This window comes from Deinococcus proteolyticus MRP (assembly GCF_000190555.1).
Taxonomy (GTDB): domain Bacteria; phylum Deinococcota; class Deinococci; order Deinococcales; family Deinococcaceae; genus Deinococcus; species Deinococcus proteolyticus.
Genome location: NC_015161.1, coordinates 1,051,016 through 1,068,122, shown reverse-complemented (window position 1 = coordinate 1,068,122; position 17,107 = coordinate 1,051,016). Strand labels below are relative to the sequence as shown.

Sequence of the window (17,107 nt, the reverse complement as noted above, 5' to 3'; positions counted from 1 at the left end):
GGAACAAGCCCAGCCAAAGCAGAAGCGGAACGTTCTGCCGGTGTGCTGCTGTCTTCCGCCCCCTGGCAGTGACAAGCTGGTCAGAAGCGCAAGGATATACGGAAAGTAGGGTTACTATGCGGGAGTGCTGGCCCCGCTGTCAATTTGGCGGCCTGGGTTAGCTGCTTAAGTTGGCTGCCTGCCCAGCAGAACCCCCGCTGCCCATAGGTCGGGGCAGCGGGGGAAGGGTGCAGCAGTTGCTGGCGCGGAGGGTCAGGGCTGGGTGGGCGCGGGAGCTGGAGGAGGTGCGGACTGTCCAGGGGCCGGCTGTGGCAGCTCCTGGGTCTCTTCTCCGTCTTTCTCGTGGGCGCTCTCGCGTTCCTTTTTGGCTTCCTCGGCGGTCATCTGCAAGTCCTTGCTCACGCTGCCGGTGCGGAAGTATTCCAGGGCGGCGCGCAGCTGGCGGTCGCTTTCCAGGTCCACGGTGGCCTGCCCCTGCACGGCGCTGCGTTCACGGTGCGGATAGTCTCCGATGTAGCGGAACACACCGTCGCTGTCGGCCTTGGCCTTCACTTCCTGGCCGTCTACGACCAGGGTCAGCTCGGTGCCGGGCTTCACGCCGCTGCCGGCGAAGTTCAGCGGAATGGGGAAGCGGGTGTCCTTGACCAGAATGTCGGGCAAGATGCCTTCTTTGTTGATGTGGCGGCCATTGGGAGTCACCCACTCGCTGTTGACGATGGCAGCGCGGCCCCCATCGGCGGTATTGAGCACGGCCTGTGCTACGCCCTTGCCGAAGGTCTTTTCGCCGATGACCGTGGCCCGCTTCACATCTTGCAGCGCCCCGCTCACCACTTCCGAAGCGCTGGCACTGTTGCGGTTCACCAGCACCACCAGCTTGCCCTGATAGTCGCCGGCGCTGGCCCCGGCTTCGCCGTACAGGCGGCTGCGGCCGTCTTTCTGCTGCAGCGAAACGATGGGGCCTTTTTGCATGAACTGATCGGCCACGTCCACGCCGGCATTCAGCAGGCCGCCGCCGTTGTCGCGCAGGTCCAGAATCAAGTGGGTCACGCCGCGCGCCTTCATCTCCTGCACCGCTGCACGGAACTGCTCGGAGGCCCGCTTGTTGTAGAAGCTGGTCAGGGCGATGTAGCCCACGCCGCCGTCCAGCACCGCCGTTTCCACGCTGACGTTGGACACCGCCTTGCGCTTCATGGTGACGGTGTAGGGGGTGCCGCTGCGTGAAAAGGTCACCGTGACCGGCGTGCCCGGTTTGCCGCGGACCAGCTTGACCAGGTCGTTGGTGCTGGTGCTCCGCACGTCCTTGCCGTCCACTTCCAGAAACACGTCGCCCATGCGGACCCCGGCGGCCGACGCTGCGCCGCCCTGGTACACGGTGCCTACGCGCACGCCTTTGCCGCTGCGGTCGCCTTCCAGCACCACGCCGATGCCGTAGAACTCGCCCTCCAGGTTGGCCGCGTCAATCTCGTTGTCGGCGGGTTCCTCGTAGTAGGTGAATTCGTTGTCTAGCGCTCCCAGGGCACCCTGGATAGCGCCGCGCATCACGGCGTCCCGGTCTACCTCGTACAGGTAGTTTTGCTCCAGGAAGTTCAGGACCTGTATGAAGCTGCGGCCGGAAGAGGTCCGCAGCAGGTCGGCCGCCGAGTAGCCTGACATCTGGGCGTAACCGACTGCGGCAGTGCCGGTCAGCGCACCCGAAAGGAGCAGTACCTGGTTTCTGTTCACCTGCCCAGTGTAAGCGCCCTGGGTTAGTGGGCGGTAAGCGCCGGGCCGGAAAGAACGCCGTGACTTCCCGGCCGCTATCCTGTGGCCCGTGACAGGAACGGTCCCGCCCATGATTCACTTTGACCAGGTGTCCTTGCAGTATCCGTCTACCCGGACGCTGGCCCTCAACCGGATCAGCACCGAAGTGGCACGCGGCGAGTTCGTGTACCTGATTGGGCACTCCGGAGCTGGCAAGAGCAGCTTCATGAGCCTGCTGCTCAAGCGGGCGCTGCCCACTGCCGGTGAGGTGCGGGTGGCCGGCGAGCCGCTGGGGCGCTACCGGGGCGGGCGGGTGTCGGTGCTGCGCCGGCGCATGGGCATCATCTTTCAGGAGAACATGCTGCTGCCGCAGCTGACGGCCTACCAGAACGTGGCCTTTGCGCTGCGCGTGACTGAAGCGCCGCGTGTGTCCTCGCTGGGCAGCTGGAACGAGCGGGTGGGTACGGCGCTGCGGCTGGTGGGCCTGGAACACAAGCGGGCCGCGCTGCCGCACCAACTGTCGCAGGGTGAGCAGCAGCGGGTGGCGATTGCCCGCGCTGTGGTGGGCGCTCCTGCGCTGCTGCTGGCCGATGAGCCGACCGGCAACCTCGACCCGGAAAACAGCCGTGACGTGCTGCGCGTGCTGGAACGGGTCAACGAGAGCGGCACCACCGTGCTGGTGGCCACCCACGCCCGCGAACTGGTGGAGTCTCGCCGTCACCGCACCCTGACCCTGCGCCGGGGCGAGCTGGTCCGTGACGACGCAGGCGGGGGGTATCAGCTGTGAACCGTGCCGCCTCGGCCCTAAGAGAGCACCTGCAGTCGGCGCTGGCGTCCATGCGGGCCAACCGCACGGCGGTTCTGTCTACCCTGACCACCATCACCCTGACCCTGCTGGTGCTGGGGGGGGTGCTGCTGGCCGGCCAGAACCTGAACCGCACCCTGGCGGGCCTGGAACGGCAGGTGGAAGTGGCTGCCTTTCTGGAGCCGGGCGCCGACGGTGAGGCGCTGCTCAGGCACGCTCAGGGCATGGCCGGTGTGGCGCAGGCCGAACTGCTGAGCCCCGAGCAGGTGCTCGCCGAAATGACCCGCGACTATCCCTACACGGCCGAGGCCGCGCAGCTGGCCGGCAACCCCTTTCCGGCCACCTTGCGCCTGCGGGTGACCAGTGTGGACCAGACCCGCGTGGTGGCTGCCGCCGCCGAGCTGCTCAGGGGAGTGGAGTCGGTGGAATTCGGCGCCGGCTACGTGGACCGGGCGCTGGGTACGCTGCGGGCGCTGCGGGCAGCAGGCGGGCTGCTGATTGGCCTGCTGCTGGGCGGCACGCTGTTCAGCATCCTGAACGCCGTGCAGGTGAGCATGTACGCCCGCCGGGGCGAAATCAACGTGATGCGGCTCCTGGGAGCGCGGCGCTCTTTCGTGCAGGGGCCGCACCTGCTGGAAGGGCTGCTGCTGGGTCTGGGAGGGGCCGGGCTGGCGGGCCTGATTCTGCTGCCGCTGTCCAGCTTGCTGACCAGCCGCGCCGCCGAGCTGGTGCCGGCGCTGCCGCTGCTGCAGGGCACCGGGCCGCTGCTGACCCTGTGGCTTCAGCTGGCTGCGCTGGGGGCGGGAGTGGGCCTGCTGGGCGGCTGGCTGGCGTCGGGCCGCTACCTGCGGGAGCTGGAATGAGGCGCCGGGTGCCTGGCCGCCGGCGACCAGTGCTGGCGCTGCCGAGTCTGGTCCTGCCGAGTCTGGCACTGCTAAGTCTGCTGGGGCTGCCGCTGTGGGCTTTGGCGCAGAGCGCAGCGCCGAGTGCAGACCCCTTGCAGCAGCAGCTGGAGCAGCAGCGGGCGGTGGGCGAGCGGCAGCGCGCCCTGCTGGCCCAGATTCGCGGGTCGTTCGCTTCGCTGAGTAGCGAGGAGCAGGCCACCCTGGCGGGGCTGGACCGGCTGAACGCCGATATTGACCGGCTGCGGGGGCAAGCGGGGCTGCTGGACTTGAAGCTGCGCCAGACCGAAGCCCGCCTGGGCGTGACTGGACGCGACATCCTGGCGCTGCAGTCCAGGGTCGCGGAGCTGCGCGGCAGTGTGGCGCTGAACCTGAACGCGCTGTACCGCGAACGCACCGGCGAGTATCTGGCGCTGCTGGCCCAGGCTCAGACCCTACCCGAGCTGATATTGCGGCTACGCTGGGCCAACTACGCGGGCGAGCGGCAGGTGGCGCTGATTCGTGAACTGGACCGCGAGGCCGGCCGCCTGCAGGGCGAGCTGGCTGCCCAGCAGCAGGCCCGTGCCGAGCTGCAAACCCTGCAAAAGCAGCGTCAGGCGGCACTGGCCGAGCTGTCGGACCGGCAGACGCAGGCCCAAGCGCTGCTGGGCGAGCTGCGCCGCACGGCGGCCGGTCAGCGGCTGCTGCAGCTGCAGGGACAGGCCGAACTGGCACAGACCGGGCAGAACATAGACACGCTGCTGGACGCGGCAGTGCGCCAGCAGGAGGGGCTGGCGGCCCAGCGTCGGCGCGAGCTGGAAGCCCAGCGCCAGCGTGAAGCCGAGACGGCGGCGCGGCTGCGGGCGGCGGAGAAAGTGGGGGCAGCCGGCGGGCCGTCACAGGTTGCGCCGGTTCAGTCGGCAGCCGCCCGGCCTGGGGCAGCTGCGGCGCCCACAGCCCAATCACCAGCAGCCCAACCCTCGGCAGCTCGGCCGACAGCTTCCCGGTCGGCGGCTCCAGCTCCGGCAACGGCTGCCCCTGCCAGCCCGGCCCCGGCTGTCGCCCAGTCCACGGCCCCGGCGCGCCAATCTGTAGCGCCCCAGGCCCCAGCTGCCCAGGCCCGGCCACCGGCTGCGTCCACACCAGCTGTACTGTCCTCCGCGCCTGCGGCGGCCGGCAGCGACCCCGTGCAGACCGTCCCGCAGCAATCGGCCTTGCAGGAGCCTGCTTTGCCCACGCCGCAGCAGCTGACCGAAGCCCGCACCCAGGCCGAGGCGCAGGTGCAGCTGACCGAGGCGCAGTTGGCCCCACTGCGTGGGCGCTTGGACGCACTCGCCTTTCCGCTGCCCGGCGGTCAGGTCAGCGAGGGCTACACCCCCGAAAGCCCCTGGGCCGTCATTCGCGCCGGGGGCGAGCGGCAGGCCAGAGCCGCCGGCGAGGGCGTGGTACTGGCTGTCACCTCGTTCAGTTCGCTGGGCTGGGTGGTGTTGCTGGACCACGGGGATGGGCTGGTCACGGCCTACCTGGGCCTGAATCAACCGGCAGTGCAGGTGGGTGAGCGTATCCAGCCGGGCGCACCCTTGGGCGAAATCGGCGGCAGCCCGGTGTTCGGCCCGGATGCGATGGCCTTCCAGGTCAGCCGGGTGGAAGGGGAGCGGCGCACGCCGTTGCCGTCGCCGTTTTAATGGGTTGAGGGTCTAAGGGCCTTAGGGGTAGGGGAGGCTGGGCTTTCTCCAACAGCTACGCTTCCCGCTGGGTCAGTGTTTCCATCAGTGCCAGAATTTGTCCCGCTGCTGCCTGGTCCGCAGCCTGGGCCAGCGCCCCACGCAGCAGGGCCAGCCCGCGCTCTGCTTCCTCGGCGGCGAAGGCCTGCGCGTAAGCCAGCGAGTCGCTCCCCCGCAGCCACTCCAGCAGGTCCTCAATGATGGCCGGGTCTTTGTCGGTACGGGGCCGGCGCATCTGGTCCAGGAAGATGTGCCGGCGCGTTTCGCGGGCGTGCTGGAGCCAGTGCAGCACCACCAGCGTGCGCTTGCCTTCCAGCAGGTCACCGCCGATTTCCTTGCCGTATTTGGCCGGGTCGCCGGTCAGGTTCAGCACGTCGTCTCGAATCTGAAAAGCGGTGCCTAGGGACAGGCCAGCCGCCTCAAAGTCGGGGTGTGGTGGCTGGCCTGCCGCCAATGCGCCCAGCCGCAGCGGGGTCACGATGGTATAAAAACCCGTTTTGAGGCGCACCATTTCCAGATAATCGGCGGGTTGCAGGTTCCACTCGCCGTGCTCCACCCAGCTCACGTCCAGGTGTTGTCCCTCGGCAGTGCGGTGAATCATGGTCAGGAATTCGCTGAAGCCTGCGTCCAACCCTGCTTTCTGTACCGCCGCCCACATGTAGGCGTGCAGTGCGTCGCCGGCGTTCAGCGCCAGCGGCACGCCGTGCAGCTTGTGCAGGGCCGGTGCCCCGCGCCGCTCGTCCGAGTCGTCCACGATGTCGTCGTGAATCAGCACCCAGTTCTGAAACAGTTCCAGCGCCGCCGCCAGCCACAGCGCCCGCTCCCAGCCCGCGCCGCCTTCCGCCAGCCCGTGCGCCTGCGCCGAGAGCAGCAGCAGCTCCGAGCGAATGCCTTTGCCGCCGCGCTGCGGGTAGTCGCGCAGCATGGCATAGAAGTCACGCAGTTCGGGGCGGGGAGCCGCCTCTGGCGTGGGCAGCAGCGACAGGGCCATATTTTGCAGTTGGGGACGCATTGGTAGTCAGTCTAGCGGCTGGTGCGGGCAGATGGCGGTATGAAAAAGGCGTGAGGGTGCCTCTCCTCACACCTGTGGACCAGCCCAATCCCTCCGGTTCTAAAGCGCCCTATCCAGCCGCGCCAGCACCCGCTCACGCCCCAGCACCTCCAGCATCTCGGCCAGGTCGGGGCTTTGCATGGTGCCTGCGACGGCGGCCCGCACGGGGGGCATCACTTTGCCCAGCTTCAGCTCCCGCGCCTCGGCGTACTCGTGCAGCGCGTGTTTGATGGCTTCGGCGTTCCAGTCGCTGACGCCTGCCAGAGCGCTGCGCAGGTCGGGGAGCAGGTCGGCCCCTTGCTGCACCGCTTTGGCCGCTTTGTCGTCCGTCTCGAACTCGTCGGACCAGAAGTAGCCGGTCATCTCGGCAAAGTCGCCCAGTGTTTCCAGGCGGGGAATCATCAGCCGCACCACGTCCGTGAAGTAGGCTTCGTCCTCGGTGGGCAGCCCGGCGCCGAACTCGGTCAGATAGGCCCGCACCCGCTCCACGACTTCATCGGCACTCAGCACTTCGCGCAGATATTTGCCGTTCAGCCACTTCAGCTTGGTCACGTCGAAGGTGCTGCCGCCCAAGGAAACGCGCTCCCAGGTGAACTCGCGCACCATGTCGTCCACGCTGAAAATTTCCTCGCCGCCCGGCATGCTCCAGCCCATCATGCCCAGGTAGTTCAGCAGCGCTTCGGGCAGGATACCCATGCGGCGGAAGTCCTCCACGCTGGGGTCACCGCGCCGCTTGGAGTATTTCTTGCCGCCCGCCGAGAGCAGCCAGGGGGTGTGAATCCACTCGGGTTCCTGCCAGCCCAGGCCTTCCAGAATCAGCTTGTGGATGGGGGTGGAGGTGAGCCACTCCTCGGCGCGAATCACATGGGTCACGCCCATCAGGTGGTCGTCCACCATCGCGGCGAGGTGGTAGGTGGGGAAGCCGTCGCGCTTGAGCAGCACCTTGTCGTCCAGTTGCGCGTTATCGAACACCACGTCTCCGCGCAGGCGGTCACGCACCACCGTCTGACCTTCCAGCGGGGCTTTGAGCCGAATCACGAACTCCTCGCCCGCAGCGGCGCGGCGGTCAGATTCCTCGCGGCTCAGTTCACGGTCGCGGCGGTCGTAGCCCAGGTAGCTGTCCTTGCGGGCTTCGGCGGCCTTGCGGCGCTCTTCTAGCTCCTCGGGGGTGTCGAAGGCGCGGTAAGCGGCTCCCGATTCCAGCAAGGCTTCGGCGTACTGGCGGTGCAGCCCCGCCCGTTGGGACTGGGTGTACGGCCCCTGGTCGTCCTCGTTGCGGGGGCTGGCGTCGGGCTGAATGCCCAGCCAGTCGAGCATGTCCAGAATGCGGCCCTCACTGGTCGCGTTGTAGCGGTTGCGGTCGGTATCCTCAATCCGCACGATGAACCGGCCGCCCTGCTGACGGGCGAACACCGAGTTGAACAGGGCCTGGTAGGCGGTCCCGACGTGCGGGTCGCCGGTCGGGCTAGGGGCGATACGGGTGACGGTGGGTTGGTCAGACATCGGGACGTAGCATAGCGTGGCCTCTCCACCCTGGCCGCGACAGAGCGGCGTCACCACGCTGGGGGTCGCCACGCCGAGGGTCACCTATGCTGGGGCAAGCGGCGTGTGCGGCAGTTCGGCTCGGAGCCTGCGCCTGGGGACGGCTTTGACCATGTCAGGCTCCTGCCTCCACCGCCAAGCCGCTGCAGCCCCTGTGGCCTACCTGTACCTGGCTGCCTTGCTGCAAAGTGCCGTAAGCTCGGAACGTGTCCTTGTCCTATCCGCCCTTCAAGCCCTGCCCCTGTGGCTCCGGCCGCAGCTTCGCCGTGTGCTGTGGTCCTCGCCTGAGCGGTGAGCGTCCCGCCGAGACTCCCGAAGCGCTGATGCGCTCGCGCTACACGGCTTTTGTGTTACAGGACGCCCCGTACTTGCTGGCGACCTGGCATCCTTCCACCCGCCCGGCCACGCTGGACCTGGGCGGCACCCGCTGGCTGGGGCTGACCATTCACGGCGCGTCTGGGGACCGTGTCAGGTTTAGCGCCCGCTTTCAGGAGGACGGCCGCAAACACATCCTGCGCGAGGACAGCCGCTTTGTGCAGGATGAGGCGGAGGGCCGCTGGCTGTATCTGGACGGCGAACACGGGTAGAGGCTACTTGCGTTTCCTGGCTGGCTTGGTCTCGGCCACGGCGTCCAGCGGATGGGCAGCGGCGGCTGGGCCAGCCGGGCGTGGCGGCAGGCGCTGGGCATCAATGCTGAAACGTCCGGCCCCGGCCAGCGCCAGGGTCAGGGTGCCGGCCACCAGCAGCAACCAGTTCTGAATAATCGGGTTCAGCACGCGGTCCAGCAGTTCGCGCCCCAGGCCCAGCCCCAGCATAACGTCGCCCTGGGTCAGCGCCAGCACGCTCAGCACGGCCAGGGTGCTCATGGTGGCCACTGGGCGCACGGCCAGCCCCAGAATCAGCAGCGGCCCGCCCACCAGTTCCAGCAGCGACAGCAGCGGTGCGAACAGCAGCGGGAACGGCAACCCCAGCCCGCGCCACTCGGCCGCGGTGCCCTCGATGCCCACCACGAACAGGTGCTGGTAGCCCCGCAGGGTCAGCAGGGTGCCCAGCAGCAGCCGCAGCAGCAGCAGGGCCGTATCGGTGCGGCGTGACGCTGCGGCGTTCACCGCCAGCGCCCCTTGCTCCGGTGGCCTACCCGGTTGCCGGCCACGGCGGTGCGGGCCTGGATTTTCTCGTCGTCGTAGCGCAGCATCACGGCCAGGCGCTGGCGCGAGATGATGTGGTGCGGATTCTTGGGGACGAACGCCGTCACGATGTCCAGCCAGCCGTCCGCGTGGTGTTCTACCACCACATGCAGCGGCAACCGCACCCGGCACGCTTCGAAATAGCCGCACACCAGCCAGCGGCGCTCTTCGGGGTAGACGGCCCGCACGCGTCCGCGCATCAGGACATCGATGATGTCGTGTTCCAGAAACCCTTCGGCGCGGGCGTGCCCGACCGCGTGCGGCTTCACGTCAAAGCGCGAGAACAGCACCGCGTCGCGCAGCCGTTCGTGGGCGCGGGCCAGCGAGTGGGCATTCAGGTCTATGCCCTCCAGTTCCTTTTCCCGCTGCGGCTTGACCGCTTTCGGCCGGTCCTTGGCCGCAGCTTGGGCCTGGGCTTCACGCCTGTCGCGGCGTTCCCTTTTCTCGGCACGGGCCAGCTCGCTACGCAGCGACTGCAGCACTTTCAGGGGCATGGTGGATGATGGACTGGTCACGGCTCACCTCCGGGGGCAGAAACAGGCCCAGAGCGCGTCCCAAAACAAAAAAACTCCCGCCAGCACTCTTGCGTGCTTGGTGGGATATGTCTAGAACGCACCCAGTTCAGGGCATGCCCGCAGTGTATCAGCCGCCCCGAAACCGCAGGTAAGAAACGGCGCACAATTGTCGGGCGGCAGCAGAAGGTGGGGGCAGGCAAGTGGCCTCTGCCCCCTCTCCGCCTACTTCCGGCGGTATTCCTCGGTCGCCAGCCGGATGCACACGGCCACTCCCTGCATCGCCTCCAGGACCTCGTCCAGCGGGGGACGGGTGGGGGCCAGGCGGATGTTGCGGCCGTTGTCCTGCCCCTTGGGAAAGGTGCTGCCTGCCGGCGTCAGGCTGATTCCGGCTTCCTGTGCCAGCTCAATCACGCGGGCCGCGACCGGCTCGGCCGTATCCAGGCTGATGAAGTAGCCGCCCCTGGGAGTGGTCCAGGTGGCGTACTCGCCTGTGGTGCCCAGTTCGCGGGTCAGGATGTCGTTGACCGCCGTGAACTTGGGCGCAATCAGCCGGGCGTGCTCGGCCATCAGCCCTTCCAGACCGCCGGGGTAATCGCCCAGGAAACGCACGTGCCGGGCCTGTTCGAACTTGTTGGGGCCGATGCTCTGGGCGTTCAGGTGTCGTTCCAGCCAGGCGATGTTGTCCTCGCTGCTGCCTACAAAGCCCAGGCCCGCGCCCGCAAAGGTGATTTTGGAGGTCGAAGCGTACACGAAGGCCCGGTTGGGATACCCGGCGTCGCGGCACAGTGCGACCAGATTGACCGGCTGGTCACGGTCTTCAGCGTACAGGTGGTGTGCCCGGTAGGCGTCGTCGGCAAAGATGGTGAAATCGGCTGCGGCTGCCTGCACTCCGGCCAGCCGCGCCGCCTTTTCAGGGCTGATGGAGTCGCCGGTGGGGTTGGAATAGGTGGGCACGAACACGATGCCGCGCACGCTGGGGTCCTGCGCCAACCGCTCTACAGCGTCTATGTCGGGGCCGTCTTTCTGCATCGGTACGGTCACCAGCTCAAAGCTCAGGTGCTCCAGCAGGCTGAAGTGCCGGTCGTAGCCGGGCACGGTCACAATCATCTTGTTCCGGTCGCTGCCCCACGGCCGGCCCCCAGGCAGGCCGTGCAGCAGCGCGAACATCAGCACCAGCCCCTGCAACTCCAGGCTGGAGTTGTTCCAGACGATGACGTTCTCGTCCTTGAGGTCCAGGTAGTCCGCCGCCAGCGCCCGCGCCGAGGGCAGTCCCCGGATGCCGCCGGGGTAGTTGCGCAGGTCGGTGCCGTCCATCTGGAAATCGTTCTCGTTGAGCGCTCCAATCAGGCGGTTCGACAGCCCGAAGTCCTGGTCGCTGGGCTGCCCACGCTGCATATTCAGGTGCAGCTTCTTTTCCCGGAGGGCTTTGTAGGCGTTCTGGGCGCTGGTCAGTGCGTCAGCCTGTGGGTTGCTAGGCGTGGTCATGCCTGCCAGTGTACTTCCCGCAGGCCCGGATGCCGACAGGACTCGCGGGGTGCCTGCGCCGGCCAGATGTCTGAGCAGCCACGCGGCTGAGCTGTCACGTTACACTGTGCCCCATGAGCAAAGTCATCATCATCGGAGCCGGCGGCGTCGCCAATGTCACCGCCAAGAAGTGTGCCCAGAACGACGAAGTGTTCAGCGAGGTGCTGATCGCCACCCGCACCGTCAGCAAGGCCGACAAGATCGTGGCCGAAATCAAGGAGCACATGCCGAACAGCAAGACCAAATTCAGCACCGCGACGGTGGACGCCGATAACGTGCCCGCGCTGGTCGAACTGATTAAGGGCTTCGGTCCCGAAATGGTCATCAACCTCGCGCTGCCCTACCAGGACCTCACCATCATGGACGCTTGCTTGGAGACTGGCGTGCACTACCTCGACACCGCCAACTACGAACCCAAGGACGTGGCGAAGTTCGAGTACTCCTGGCAGTGGGCTTACCAAGACCGCTTCAAGGAAAAGGGCCTGATGGCACTGCTGGGCTGCGGTTTCGACCCCGGAGCGACCCAGGCGATGACCGCCTACCACGCCAAGCACCACTTCAAAGAAATGCAGTACCTCGACATCGTGGACTGCAACAACGGCAACCACGGCAAGGCGTTCGCCACCAACTTCAACCCCGAAATCAACATCCGCGAAATCACCGCCAATGGGCGTTACTTCGAGAACGGGGAGTGGGTCGAAACCCAGCCGCTCGAAATCTCGCAGGACATCTACTACCCCAATGTGGCGACCCGCAAGAGCTACGTGCTGTACCACGAGGAACTTGAGTCCATCGTCAAGCACTTCCCCAGCATCAAGCGCGCCCGCTTCTGGATGACCTTCGGCGAAGCGTACATCAAGCACCTGAATGTGCTCGAAGGCATTGGCATGACCTCCATCGAGCCGATTGACTTCCGTGGGCAGCAAATCGCGCCCATCGAGTTCCTGAAAGCCGTGCTGCCCGCCCCCGAATCGCTCGCGGCGGGCTACACCGGCCAAACCTGCATCGGTGTGCAGGTCAAGGGCGTCGGCAAGGACGGCGAGGAGAAGGTGCACTTCATCTACAACGTCAAGGACCACGCCGAGTGCTACCGCGAAGTGCAGGCGCAGGGCGTGAGCTACACCACCGGCGTGCCTGCCATGATCGGCGCGATGCTGATGCTGAAGGGCGAGTGGATGCAGCCCGGCGTCTGGAACGTGGAGCAACTCGACCCCGACCCCTTCTTCGACGCGATGAACAAATGGGGCCTGCCGCTGAGCGAACTGAGCGGCGTGGAGCTGGTGAAGGACTGAGGACGCCTGCGGCGCGTCTAAGGGTCTGAGGGTCGCAAGGTCTAAGGATTCGGGAAGCTGGGGCTTTGGGCCTCGGCTTTTTTTGTGGCTTTTCAGAGTGACTCGGTCGGGCCTAGCGGTTAAACGGCACTGGACTGACAGGATGAAAGCCCCGCGTCTGCAAGCGGGTCTGCGAGTTGGCCGGGTCGGCCCGGTATTCGGCCAACTCGGTCAGGCCTTGCTGAGCTTTCAGCCCAGCCGTGACCAGCACCAATGCCGTGAGCAACCAGCTGCCCCAGCGAAAGGCGGCAGGCTGCGGGCGTCCCTGCACGGCCGGAACAGCCTTGCCCCGCGCAAAAGCCCACAGCCGGGGCCACTCGGCAGCGGCCAGGACCAACGCGGCGAGCAGCAGGTGGCCGCTAAACAGCTTGACCGGCACGTCATACAGCAGGTTGAGGGCAAAAATGTTGGTCAGGGTGACGGCGGCCAGCAGTGCGCCCAGCGTGACGGTGCGGCGGTGCAGCAGCAGGAGCGCGGGCAGCACTTCCGCTGCGCCGCCCAGCCACTGGTAGCCCGGACTGGCCGCCATGAAGCGCCACAGCAGGCCCATGGGGCTGGACTCGCCGTAGGTGGTGCTCAGTTGCTCTTCCCGCAGCAGCCCGAACTGTCCGAAGCCGAACTTGATCAGGCCATAGTTGAGCAACCACGCCGCCAGAAAAAAGCGCAGCAGCCCGCTCAGGGCAGGTGCCTGCCAGGCGGGTGAGCGCTTTTGCAGGGCGGTCCAGAGGGTGCCGGCCGCCAGCGATGCCAGGAACAGCAGGCCGAACAGTGCCCAGTCAAGCGCCGTGTCGCCACTCCCTGTAGGCTTCAGCGGGGGCCAGGACTGGCCGAGCGCAGCTTCGTAGAGCTTGCCTACAGCGCTGTGCAGCCACTGCCGCACGCCCGGCGGCGTCAGCAGAGTCTGTCCAACCAGCAGAAAATAGCCGGCCAGGTACACGCTGCCGAAGTTCAGCAGCCAGCGCCGCCACAGGGGCCAGGGCGCAGGCGCACTCGGGAGTGCATCCTGTTCAGGGGTCATCGCCCTCAGGTACGCGGCTGCTGGCCGGTTCGTTCCGCCCCTGCGCGTTCTGACGCTGCGCCGCTGACCTACACTGCTCCCATGCCCGACTTGCCCGTCCGCTTCGACGCCGTCGTCCATCCCACTGCCCGACTGAGCGGCACCGTGCAGGCCCAGCCCAGCAAGAACTACACCACCCGCTTTCTGCTGGCAGCAGCCTTGGCTGAAGGGGAAAGCGTGGTGCGCGGCGTGGCGAGCAGCGAGGACGCCGAGGCCCTGCTTAGCTGCCTGCGGGCCTGGGGTGCCCGGATTGAGCTGAGTGGGGGTGATGCCTATGTGACCGGGTTTGGGGCTCGGCCCAGTCCGGACACACGCCTGGAGGTGGGCAATGCCGGTGCAGTGGCCCGCTTTCTGCTGGCCGTTGCGGCGCTCACCAGTGGCACCGAAGTCGTCACCGATTCGCCGCACTCGCTGGGGCAAAGGCCGATGGGCGACCTGCTGGCGGCCCTCACGGCGCTGGGGCTGACGGTACAGAGCGCAGCGGGGGGGAGGCTGCCCGTCACCGTGTCCGGCGGCCCTGCCCTGGGGGGCCCGGTCAGCGTGAGTGCCGAGCAGTCCAGCCAGTTTCTCTCTGGCCTACTGTTCGCCGCGCCGCTGCTGGAGCGGGGGCTGGACATCACTGTGACCGGCCACCTGAGGAGCGAGCCGCCTATCCGCCAAACATTGGACACCCTGCGGCGTTTCGGTGTTCAGGTAGAAGCGGCAACGGACTTGCGGCGCATTCGGGTTCCGGGGGCACAGCGCTATCAGGCGGGAGACTACCGCGTGCCGGGCGATTATCCGGGCAGCGCCGCGCTGCTGGTGGCGGGGGCCATCCTGCCGGGTGAAGTGACCGTCGCCGGGCTGGACCCCCACGACCTGCAAGGCGAACGGCTGGCGCTGGACGTGCTGCGCGAGATGGGAACGGACCTGCGCCGTGAGGGCGACGCGGTAACGGTACGCGGTGGCTCGCCGCTGCACGGCGTGACCCGCGACGGCGACCCGTTTACCGATGCGGTGCAGGTGCTGTGTGCCGCCGCCGCCGCCGCCGAAGGCTGCACCACCTGGCACAATGTCGCCACCCTGCGCCTCAAGGAGTGCGACCGCATCAGCGACACGCGGGCCGAGCTGCTGCGGCTGGGGGTGCAGGCCAGGGAAACCGCCGACTCCCTGACCGTCTGTGGAGGCGCAGTGCGGGGCAATGTCACCGTGGACGGCCACGGCGACCACCGCATGATTATGTTGCTCAGTCTGCTGGGGCTGCGGGCCAGTGGACCGGTCACCATCACCGGAGCGCACCACATCCGCAAGAGTTACCCGGAGTTTTTCGCACATCTGCAGGCGCTGGGAGCGCGGGTAGATGTGCTGGCCCGCTCATAGCGGCTGGCCCAGTACAAGGTAAAGCGGCGGACCTCATGGGGCCGCCGCTTCTTGTCTATCTGCCCGGTTGCTTTCTGCCGTCCGGTTACTTTTTGCGCTTGGAGGGCTTTTTGCCCATGCCGCCCAGATCGGTGCGCTCCTTGGCGTCGCGCATAAAGGAGCGCAGCTTGGCTTCGAACTGTGGGCTCTGGCGGCCGATCGCGCGGGGGCGCGGCACCTCTTCAGGCTCTTCCAACAGTTCCTTGATGGAAAGGTCGAGGCGGCCACGCTCGTCGCGGCCAAGGACCTTGACCTCCACGTTTTCGCCCTCGCGCACGTGGTCGTGAATGTTGCGCACAAACGAGTGGGCGATTTGCGAGATGTGGACCAGGCCGGTTTCGCCGTTTTCAAACTGGACGAACGCTCCGAAATCGGTCACGCGGGTGATACGGCCTTCGATAACTGCGCCGGGGTCAAGCTGCACTAAGGGTGCCCTCCTGAAATTGCATGTGCCCATGCTACTACACATCTTCCGTTTGGGGCAGCTGCTACAGTTGGAGCGTTCCCCATTTTCCTGCTTTCCGGAGGTCTGACCATGCCCATTCCCCCACAGTTCCGCGCCCTGCAGGCCACCCGTCTGGCCAGTGCCCATCCCGGACAAGGCCACGCGGTCGAACCTACGGTGCTGACCCCCGCTGACCTGCCGCCCGGCGACGTGGTGGTCCGGGTCACCCATTCCAGCCTTAACTACAAGGATGGCCTGGCGCTTCAGGGCCGCCCCGGCATTCTCAAGGCCTTTCCCATCGTGCCCGGCATAGATCTGGCCGGCGAGGTGGTAGAGGGCGGCGGCGAGGGCTTCGGTCCCGGTGACCGGGTGGTCGTGACCGGTTGGGGCATCGGAGAGAACACCAGTGGCGGCTACGCCGAGTACGCCCGCGTGCAATCCGGCTGGGCCGAGCCTTTGCCGCCGGGTACGGACGCCGCCTGGGCAATGGCGGTCGGCACCGCAGGGTTCACGGCCATGCTGGCGGTGCTGGCCCTGGAGCGGCATACCCTGTACGGCTCCGTACTGGACGGCCCGGTGCTGGTCACTGGCGCCACCGGAGGCGTAGGCAGCGTGGCCGTGGCGCTGCTTGCCGCTGCCGGATACGAGGTTCACGCCAGCACCGGGAAGCTGCAGGAGGAAGCTTACCTGCGTGAACTGGGCGCCAGCGCCGTCCTGCACCGTGACGAGGTGAGCAGCCTGAACCGCCCCCTGGAATCCGAGCGCTGGGCCGCTGCCATCGACACGGTAGGTGGCAGCACCCTGAGCGGGGTCATGTCGGCACTGCGGCGCCAGGGGGCAGTGGCCGTGTGCGGCCTAGCCGGCAGCGCCGAGCTGACTGCCACAGTCTTTCCTCTGATTCTGCGTGGCGTGAGTCTGCTGGGCATCGACTCGGTGGCCTGCCCACGCCCGCTGCGCCGCGAAGCCTGGGCCCGCCTGGCCCGCGACTTGCCTGCCGAACGCCTGGCTCCCATGACGCAGACCTATGGCCTGGACGACCTGCCCCAGCTGTCGCGCCGCATTCTGGACGGCGAACTGCGCGGACGGAGCGTGATTGAGGTGGCGCAGCCGCACTCCTCTAGGGGGTAACACGGACAGCGGCCGAATCGCTCAAACTTGGCGCTGGTGCTAAAACCTGTCCGGAAGAGGCTACCCAGCTGCAGAACGAAGGCGGAGACGGGCCGGAAGCCAGCGCCCTAAAAGCGCAGCGGCCCCGTGCCGAAGCTGGGGCCGCTGCCGCCGGTGTCCGGCTCGGGAACCCGGCTCAGCGGGGCGTGGCGCCTTCCAGGAACACTGCCAGCAGCGAGTCGCCGGCGGCTTCCCGCCCCGGATGCGCCGGGCCGGACACCAGCGGATAAAGGATGCCCATCAGGGCGCGGGTCAGGTCGGCGGGGGAGAGGTCACGGCGCAGTTCTCCGCGCTCTATTCCTTCGCCGATCATCTGCCCCAGGCCGCCCAGCCACACCCGGCGGTAGTGGTTCTCAAAATCGGCGCGGCGCTCGGGAGCCACGTGTTTCAGTTCGCCGGCCAGTTGCAGGCCCACCCAGTGGTCCGGGCTCTGGGCCAGCAGGCTGCCCACCAGGCTGCGCAGCTGCGAGCGCAGGTCTGGCTGCTGGCGCATCTGCACGATGATTCTTTCCAAGTCACCCACCGAGTCTTCCAAGATTGCCACGAACAGCGTTTCCTTGTCGGCATAGTGGTGATAAAGCGCTGGCTTGGTCACACCGACGGCCAGCGCCACTTCGCGCATAGAAACGCCATGGTAACCACGTGATACGAACAGTTTGCCGGCCTCGGAGAGGATGCGCTGGCGGGTATCTGTGATTTTGGGTACGGGCGGGACTGTGGGGCTTGCAGAACTCACGCTG

The 17,107-nt window shown here is 67.1% G+C and carries 16 protein-coding genes; 7 read left to right on the top strand and 9 right to left on the bottom strand.

The window, feature by feature from the left end:
* Window positions 1-252 precede the first annotated feature (252 nt).
* Window positions 253-1,722, bottom strand: coding sequence for a S41 family peptidase (locus DEIPR_RS05160; RefSeq protein ID WP_013614779.1), 1,470 nt, complete (start codon window positions 1,720-1,722; stop codon window positions 253-255).
* Window positions 1,723-1,831: 109 nt separating this feature from the next.
* Here DEIPR_RS05160 and ftsE point away from each other — a divergent pair, with 109 nt between their 5' ends.
* From ftsE to DEIPR_RS05145, 3 genes are read left to right on the top strand one after another with little or no spacing between them, the layout of a single operon-like run.
* Complete coding sequence (ftsE, locus tag DEIPR_RS05155) at window positions 1,832-2,527, top strand: cell division ATP-binding protein FtsE (protein WP_013614778.1); 696 nt, start codon at window positions 1,832-1,834, stop codon at window positions 2,525-2,527.
* Window positions 2,524-3,408: a cell division protein FtsX gene (locus DEIPR_RS05150; protein WP_013614777.1), complete on the top strand. Its 885-nt coding sequence runs from the start codon at window positions 2,524-2,526 to the stop codon at window positions 3,406-3,408. Before ftsE ends, DEIPR_RS05150 begins: the two co-directional genes overlap by 4 nt.
* Window positions 3,405-5,111 carry a peptidoglycan DD-metalloendopeptidase family protein gene (locus DEIPR_RS05145; RefSeq protein WP_013614776.1) on the top strand — a complete coding sequence of 569 codons (1,707 nt, stop codon included), beginning with the start codon at window positions 3,405-3,407 and terminating at the stop codon, window positions 5,109-5,111. Before DEIPR_RS05150 ends, DEIPR_RS05145 begins: the two co-directional genes overlap by 4 nt.
* A gap of 55 nt (window positions 5,112-5,166) precedes the next feature.
* On the opposite strand, the gene DEIPR_RS05140 is transcribed toward DEIPR_RS05145, so the two are convergent.
* Together DEIPR_RS05140 and gltX are read right to left on the bottom strand one after the other, a co-directional pair.
* A complete protein-coding gene (locus DEIPR_RS05140; RefSeq protein ID WP_013614775.1) occupies window positions 5,167-6,162 on the bottom strand; it encodes a polyprenyl synthetase family protein in 996 nt (331 codons plus the stop codon).
* A 99-nt stretch (window positions 6,163-6,261) separates the two neighbouring features.
* Window positions 6,262-7,704, bottom strand: coding sequence for a glutamate--tRNA ligase (gene gltX, locus DEIPR_RS05135; protein ID WP_041221955.1), 1,443 nt, complete (start codon window positions 7,702-7,704; stop codon window positions 6,262-6,264).
* A gap of 245 nt (window positions 7,705-7,949) precedes the next feature.
* Here gltX and DEIPR_RS05130 point away from each other — a divergent pair, with 245 nt between their 5' ends.
* Window positions 7,950-8,330 (top strand): YchJ family protein, encoded by a 381-nt coding sequence (locus DEIPR_RS05130; protein ID WP_013614773.1) that lies wholly within the window; start codon window positions 7,950-7,952, stop codon window positions 8,328-8,330.
* A gap of 3 nt (window positions 8,331-8,333) precedes the next feature.
* On the opposite strand, the gene DEIPR_RS05125 is transcribed toward DEIPR_RS05130, so the two are convergent.
* The 3 genes from DEIPR_RS05125 to DEIPR_RS05115 form a co-directional block, all read right to left on the bottom strand.
* The gene (locus DEIPR_RS05125; RefSeq protein WP_013614772.1) at window positions 8,334-8,852 is read right to left on the bottom strand and encodes a DoxX family protein; all 519 of its coding nucleotides are present in this window, start codon (window positions 8,850-8,852) and stop codon (window positions 8,334-8,336) included.
* Window positions 8,849-9,445, bottom strand: a complete 597-nt coding sequence (locus DEIPR_RS05120; RefSeq protein ID WP_013614771.1) for a DUF4258 domain-containing protein — start codon at window positions 9,443-9,445, stop codon at window positions 8,849-8,851. Before DEIPR_RS05120 ends, DEIPR_RS05125 begins: the two co-directional genes overlap by 4 nt.
* 222 nt (window positions 9,446-9,667) lie before the next feature.
* Window positions 9,668-10,930, bottom strand: coding sequence for an aspartate aminotransferase type Ic (locus tag DEIPR_RS05115; RefSeq protein ID WP_013614770.1), 1,263 nt, complete (start codon window positions 10,928-10,930; stop codon window positions 9,668-9,670).
* A gap of 113 nt (window positions 10,931-11,043) precedes the next feature.
* On the opposite strand from DEIPR_RS05115, the gene DEIPR_RS05110 reads away from it, so the two are divergent.
* Window positions 11,044-12,261, top strand: coding sequence for a saccharopine dehydrogenase family protein (locus tag DEIPR_RS05110; RefSeq protein WP_013614769.1), 1,218 nt, complete (start codon window positions 11,044-11,046; stop codon window positions 12,259-12,261).
* A 112-nt stretch (window positions 12,262-12,373) separates the two neighbouring features.
* On the opposite strand, the gene DEIPR_RS05105 is transcribed toward DEIPR_RS05110, so the two are convergent.
* A complete protein-coding gene (locus DEIPR_RS05105) occupies window positions 12,374-13,318 on the bottom strand; it encodes a hypothetical protein (RefSeq protein WP_013614768.1) in 945 nt (314 codons plus the stop codon).
* A gap of 81 nt (window positions 13,319-13,399) precedes the next feature.
* Between DEIPR_RS05105 and aroA the strand changes: the two genes are divergently transcribed.
* Window positions 13,400-14,716 (top strand): 3-phosphoshikimate 1-carboxyvinyltransferase, encoded by a 1,317-nt coding sequence (gene aroA / locus DEIPR_RS05100; protein WP_013614767.1) that lies wholly within the window; start codon window positions 13,400-13,402, stop codon window positions 14,714-14,716.
* 85 nt (window positions 14,717-14,801) lie between these two features.
* Here the strand turns inward: aroA and DEIPR_RS05095 are convergent, their stop codons facing one another.
* Entirely contained in the window at window positions 14,802-15,212 is a 411-nt protein-coding gene (locus DEIPR_RS05095) for a S1 RNA-binding domain-containing protein (protein WP_041221952.1), read from the bottom strand.
* Window positions 15,213-15,290: 78 nt separating this feature from the next.
* On the opposite strand from DEIPR_RS05095, the gene DEIPR_RS05090 reads away from it, so the two are divergent.
* Window positions 15,291-16,328 (top strand): MDR family oxidoreductase, encoded by a 1,038-nt coding sequence (locus DEIPR_RS05090; protein ID WP_013614765.1) that lies wholly within the window; start codon window positions 15,291-15,293, stop codon window positions 16,326-16,328.
* A gap of 175 nt (window positions 16,329-16,503) precedes the next feature.
* Here the strand turns inward: DEIPR_RS05090 and DEIPR_RS05085 are convergent, their stop codons facing one another.
* Window positions 16,504-17,103 (bottom strand): TetR/AcrR family transcriptional regulator, encoded by a 600-nt coding sequence (locus DEIPR_RS05085; RefSeq protein ID WP_425358581.1) that lies wholly within the window; start codon window positions 17,101-17,103, stop codon window positions 16,504-16,506.
* Window positions 17,104-17,107 lie beyond the last annotated feature (4 nt).

Excerpts from the sequence above, each read along its gene's own strand:
- aroA (WP_013614767.1), top strand. The coding sequence starts at position 13,400 with ATGCCCGACTTGCCCGTCCGCTTCGACGCCGTCGTCCATCCCACTGCC.
- DEIPR_RS05110 (WP_013614769.1), top strand. The coding sequence starts at position 11,044 with ATGAGCAAAGTCATCATCATCGGAGCCGGCGGCGTCGCCAATGTCACC.
- DEIPR_RS05090 (WP_013614765.1), top strand. The coding sequence starts at position 15,291 with ATGCCCATTCCCCCACAGTTCCGCGCCCTGCAGGCCACCCGTCTGGCC.
- DEIPR_RS05140 (WP_013614775.1), bottom strand. The coding sequence starts at position 6,162 with ATGCGTCCCCAACTGCAAAATATGGCCCTGTCGCTGCTGCCCACGCCA.
- DEIPR_RS05145 (WP_013614776.1), top strand. The coding sequence starts at position 3,405 with ATGAGGCGCCGGGTGCCTGGCCGCCGGCGACCAGTGCTGGCGCTGCCG.
- DEIPR_RS05105 (WP_013614768.1), bottom strand. The coding sequence starts at position 13,318 with ATGACCCCTGAACAGGATGCACTCCCGAGTGCGCCTGCGCCCTGGCCC.
- DEIPR_RS05115 (WP_013614770.1), bottom strand. The coding sequence starts at position 10,930 with ATGACCACGCCTAGCAACCCACAGGCTGACGCACTGACCAGCGCCCAG.
- ftsE (WP_013614778.1), top strand. The coding sequence starts at position 1,832 with ATGATTCACTTTGACCAGGTGTCCTTGCAGTATCCGTCTACCCGGACG.
- gltX (WP_041221955.1), bottom strand. The coding sequence starts at position 7,704 with ATGTCTGACCAACCCACCGTCACCCGTATCGCCCCTAGCCCGACCGGC.
- DEIPR_RS05095 (WP_041221952.1), bottom strand. The coding sequence starts at position 15,212 with ATGGGCACATGCAATTTCAGGAGGGCACCCTTAGTGCAGCTTGACCCC.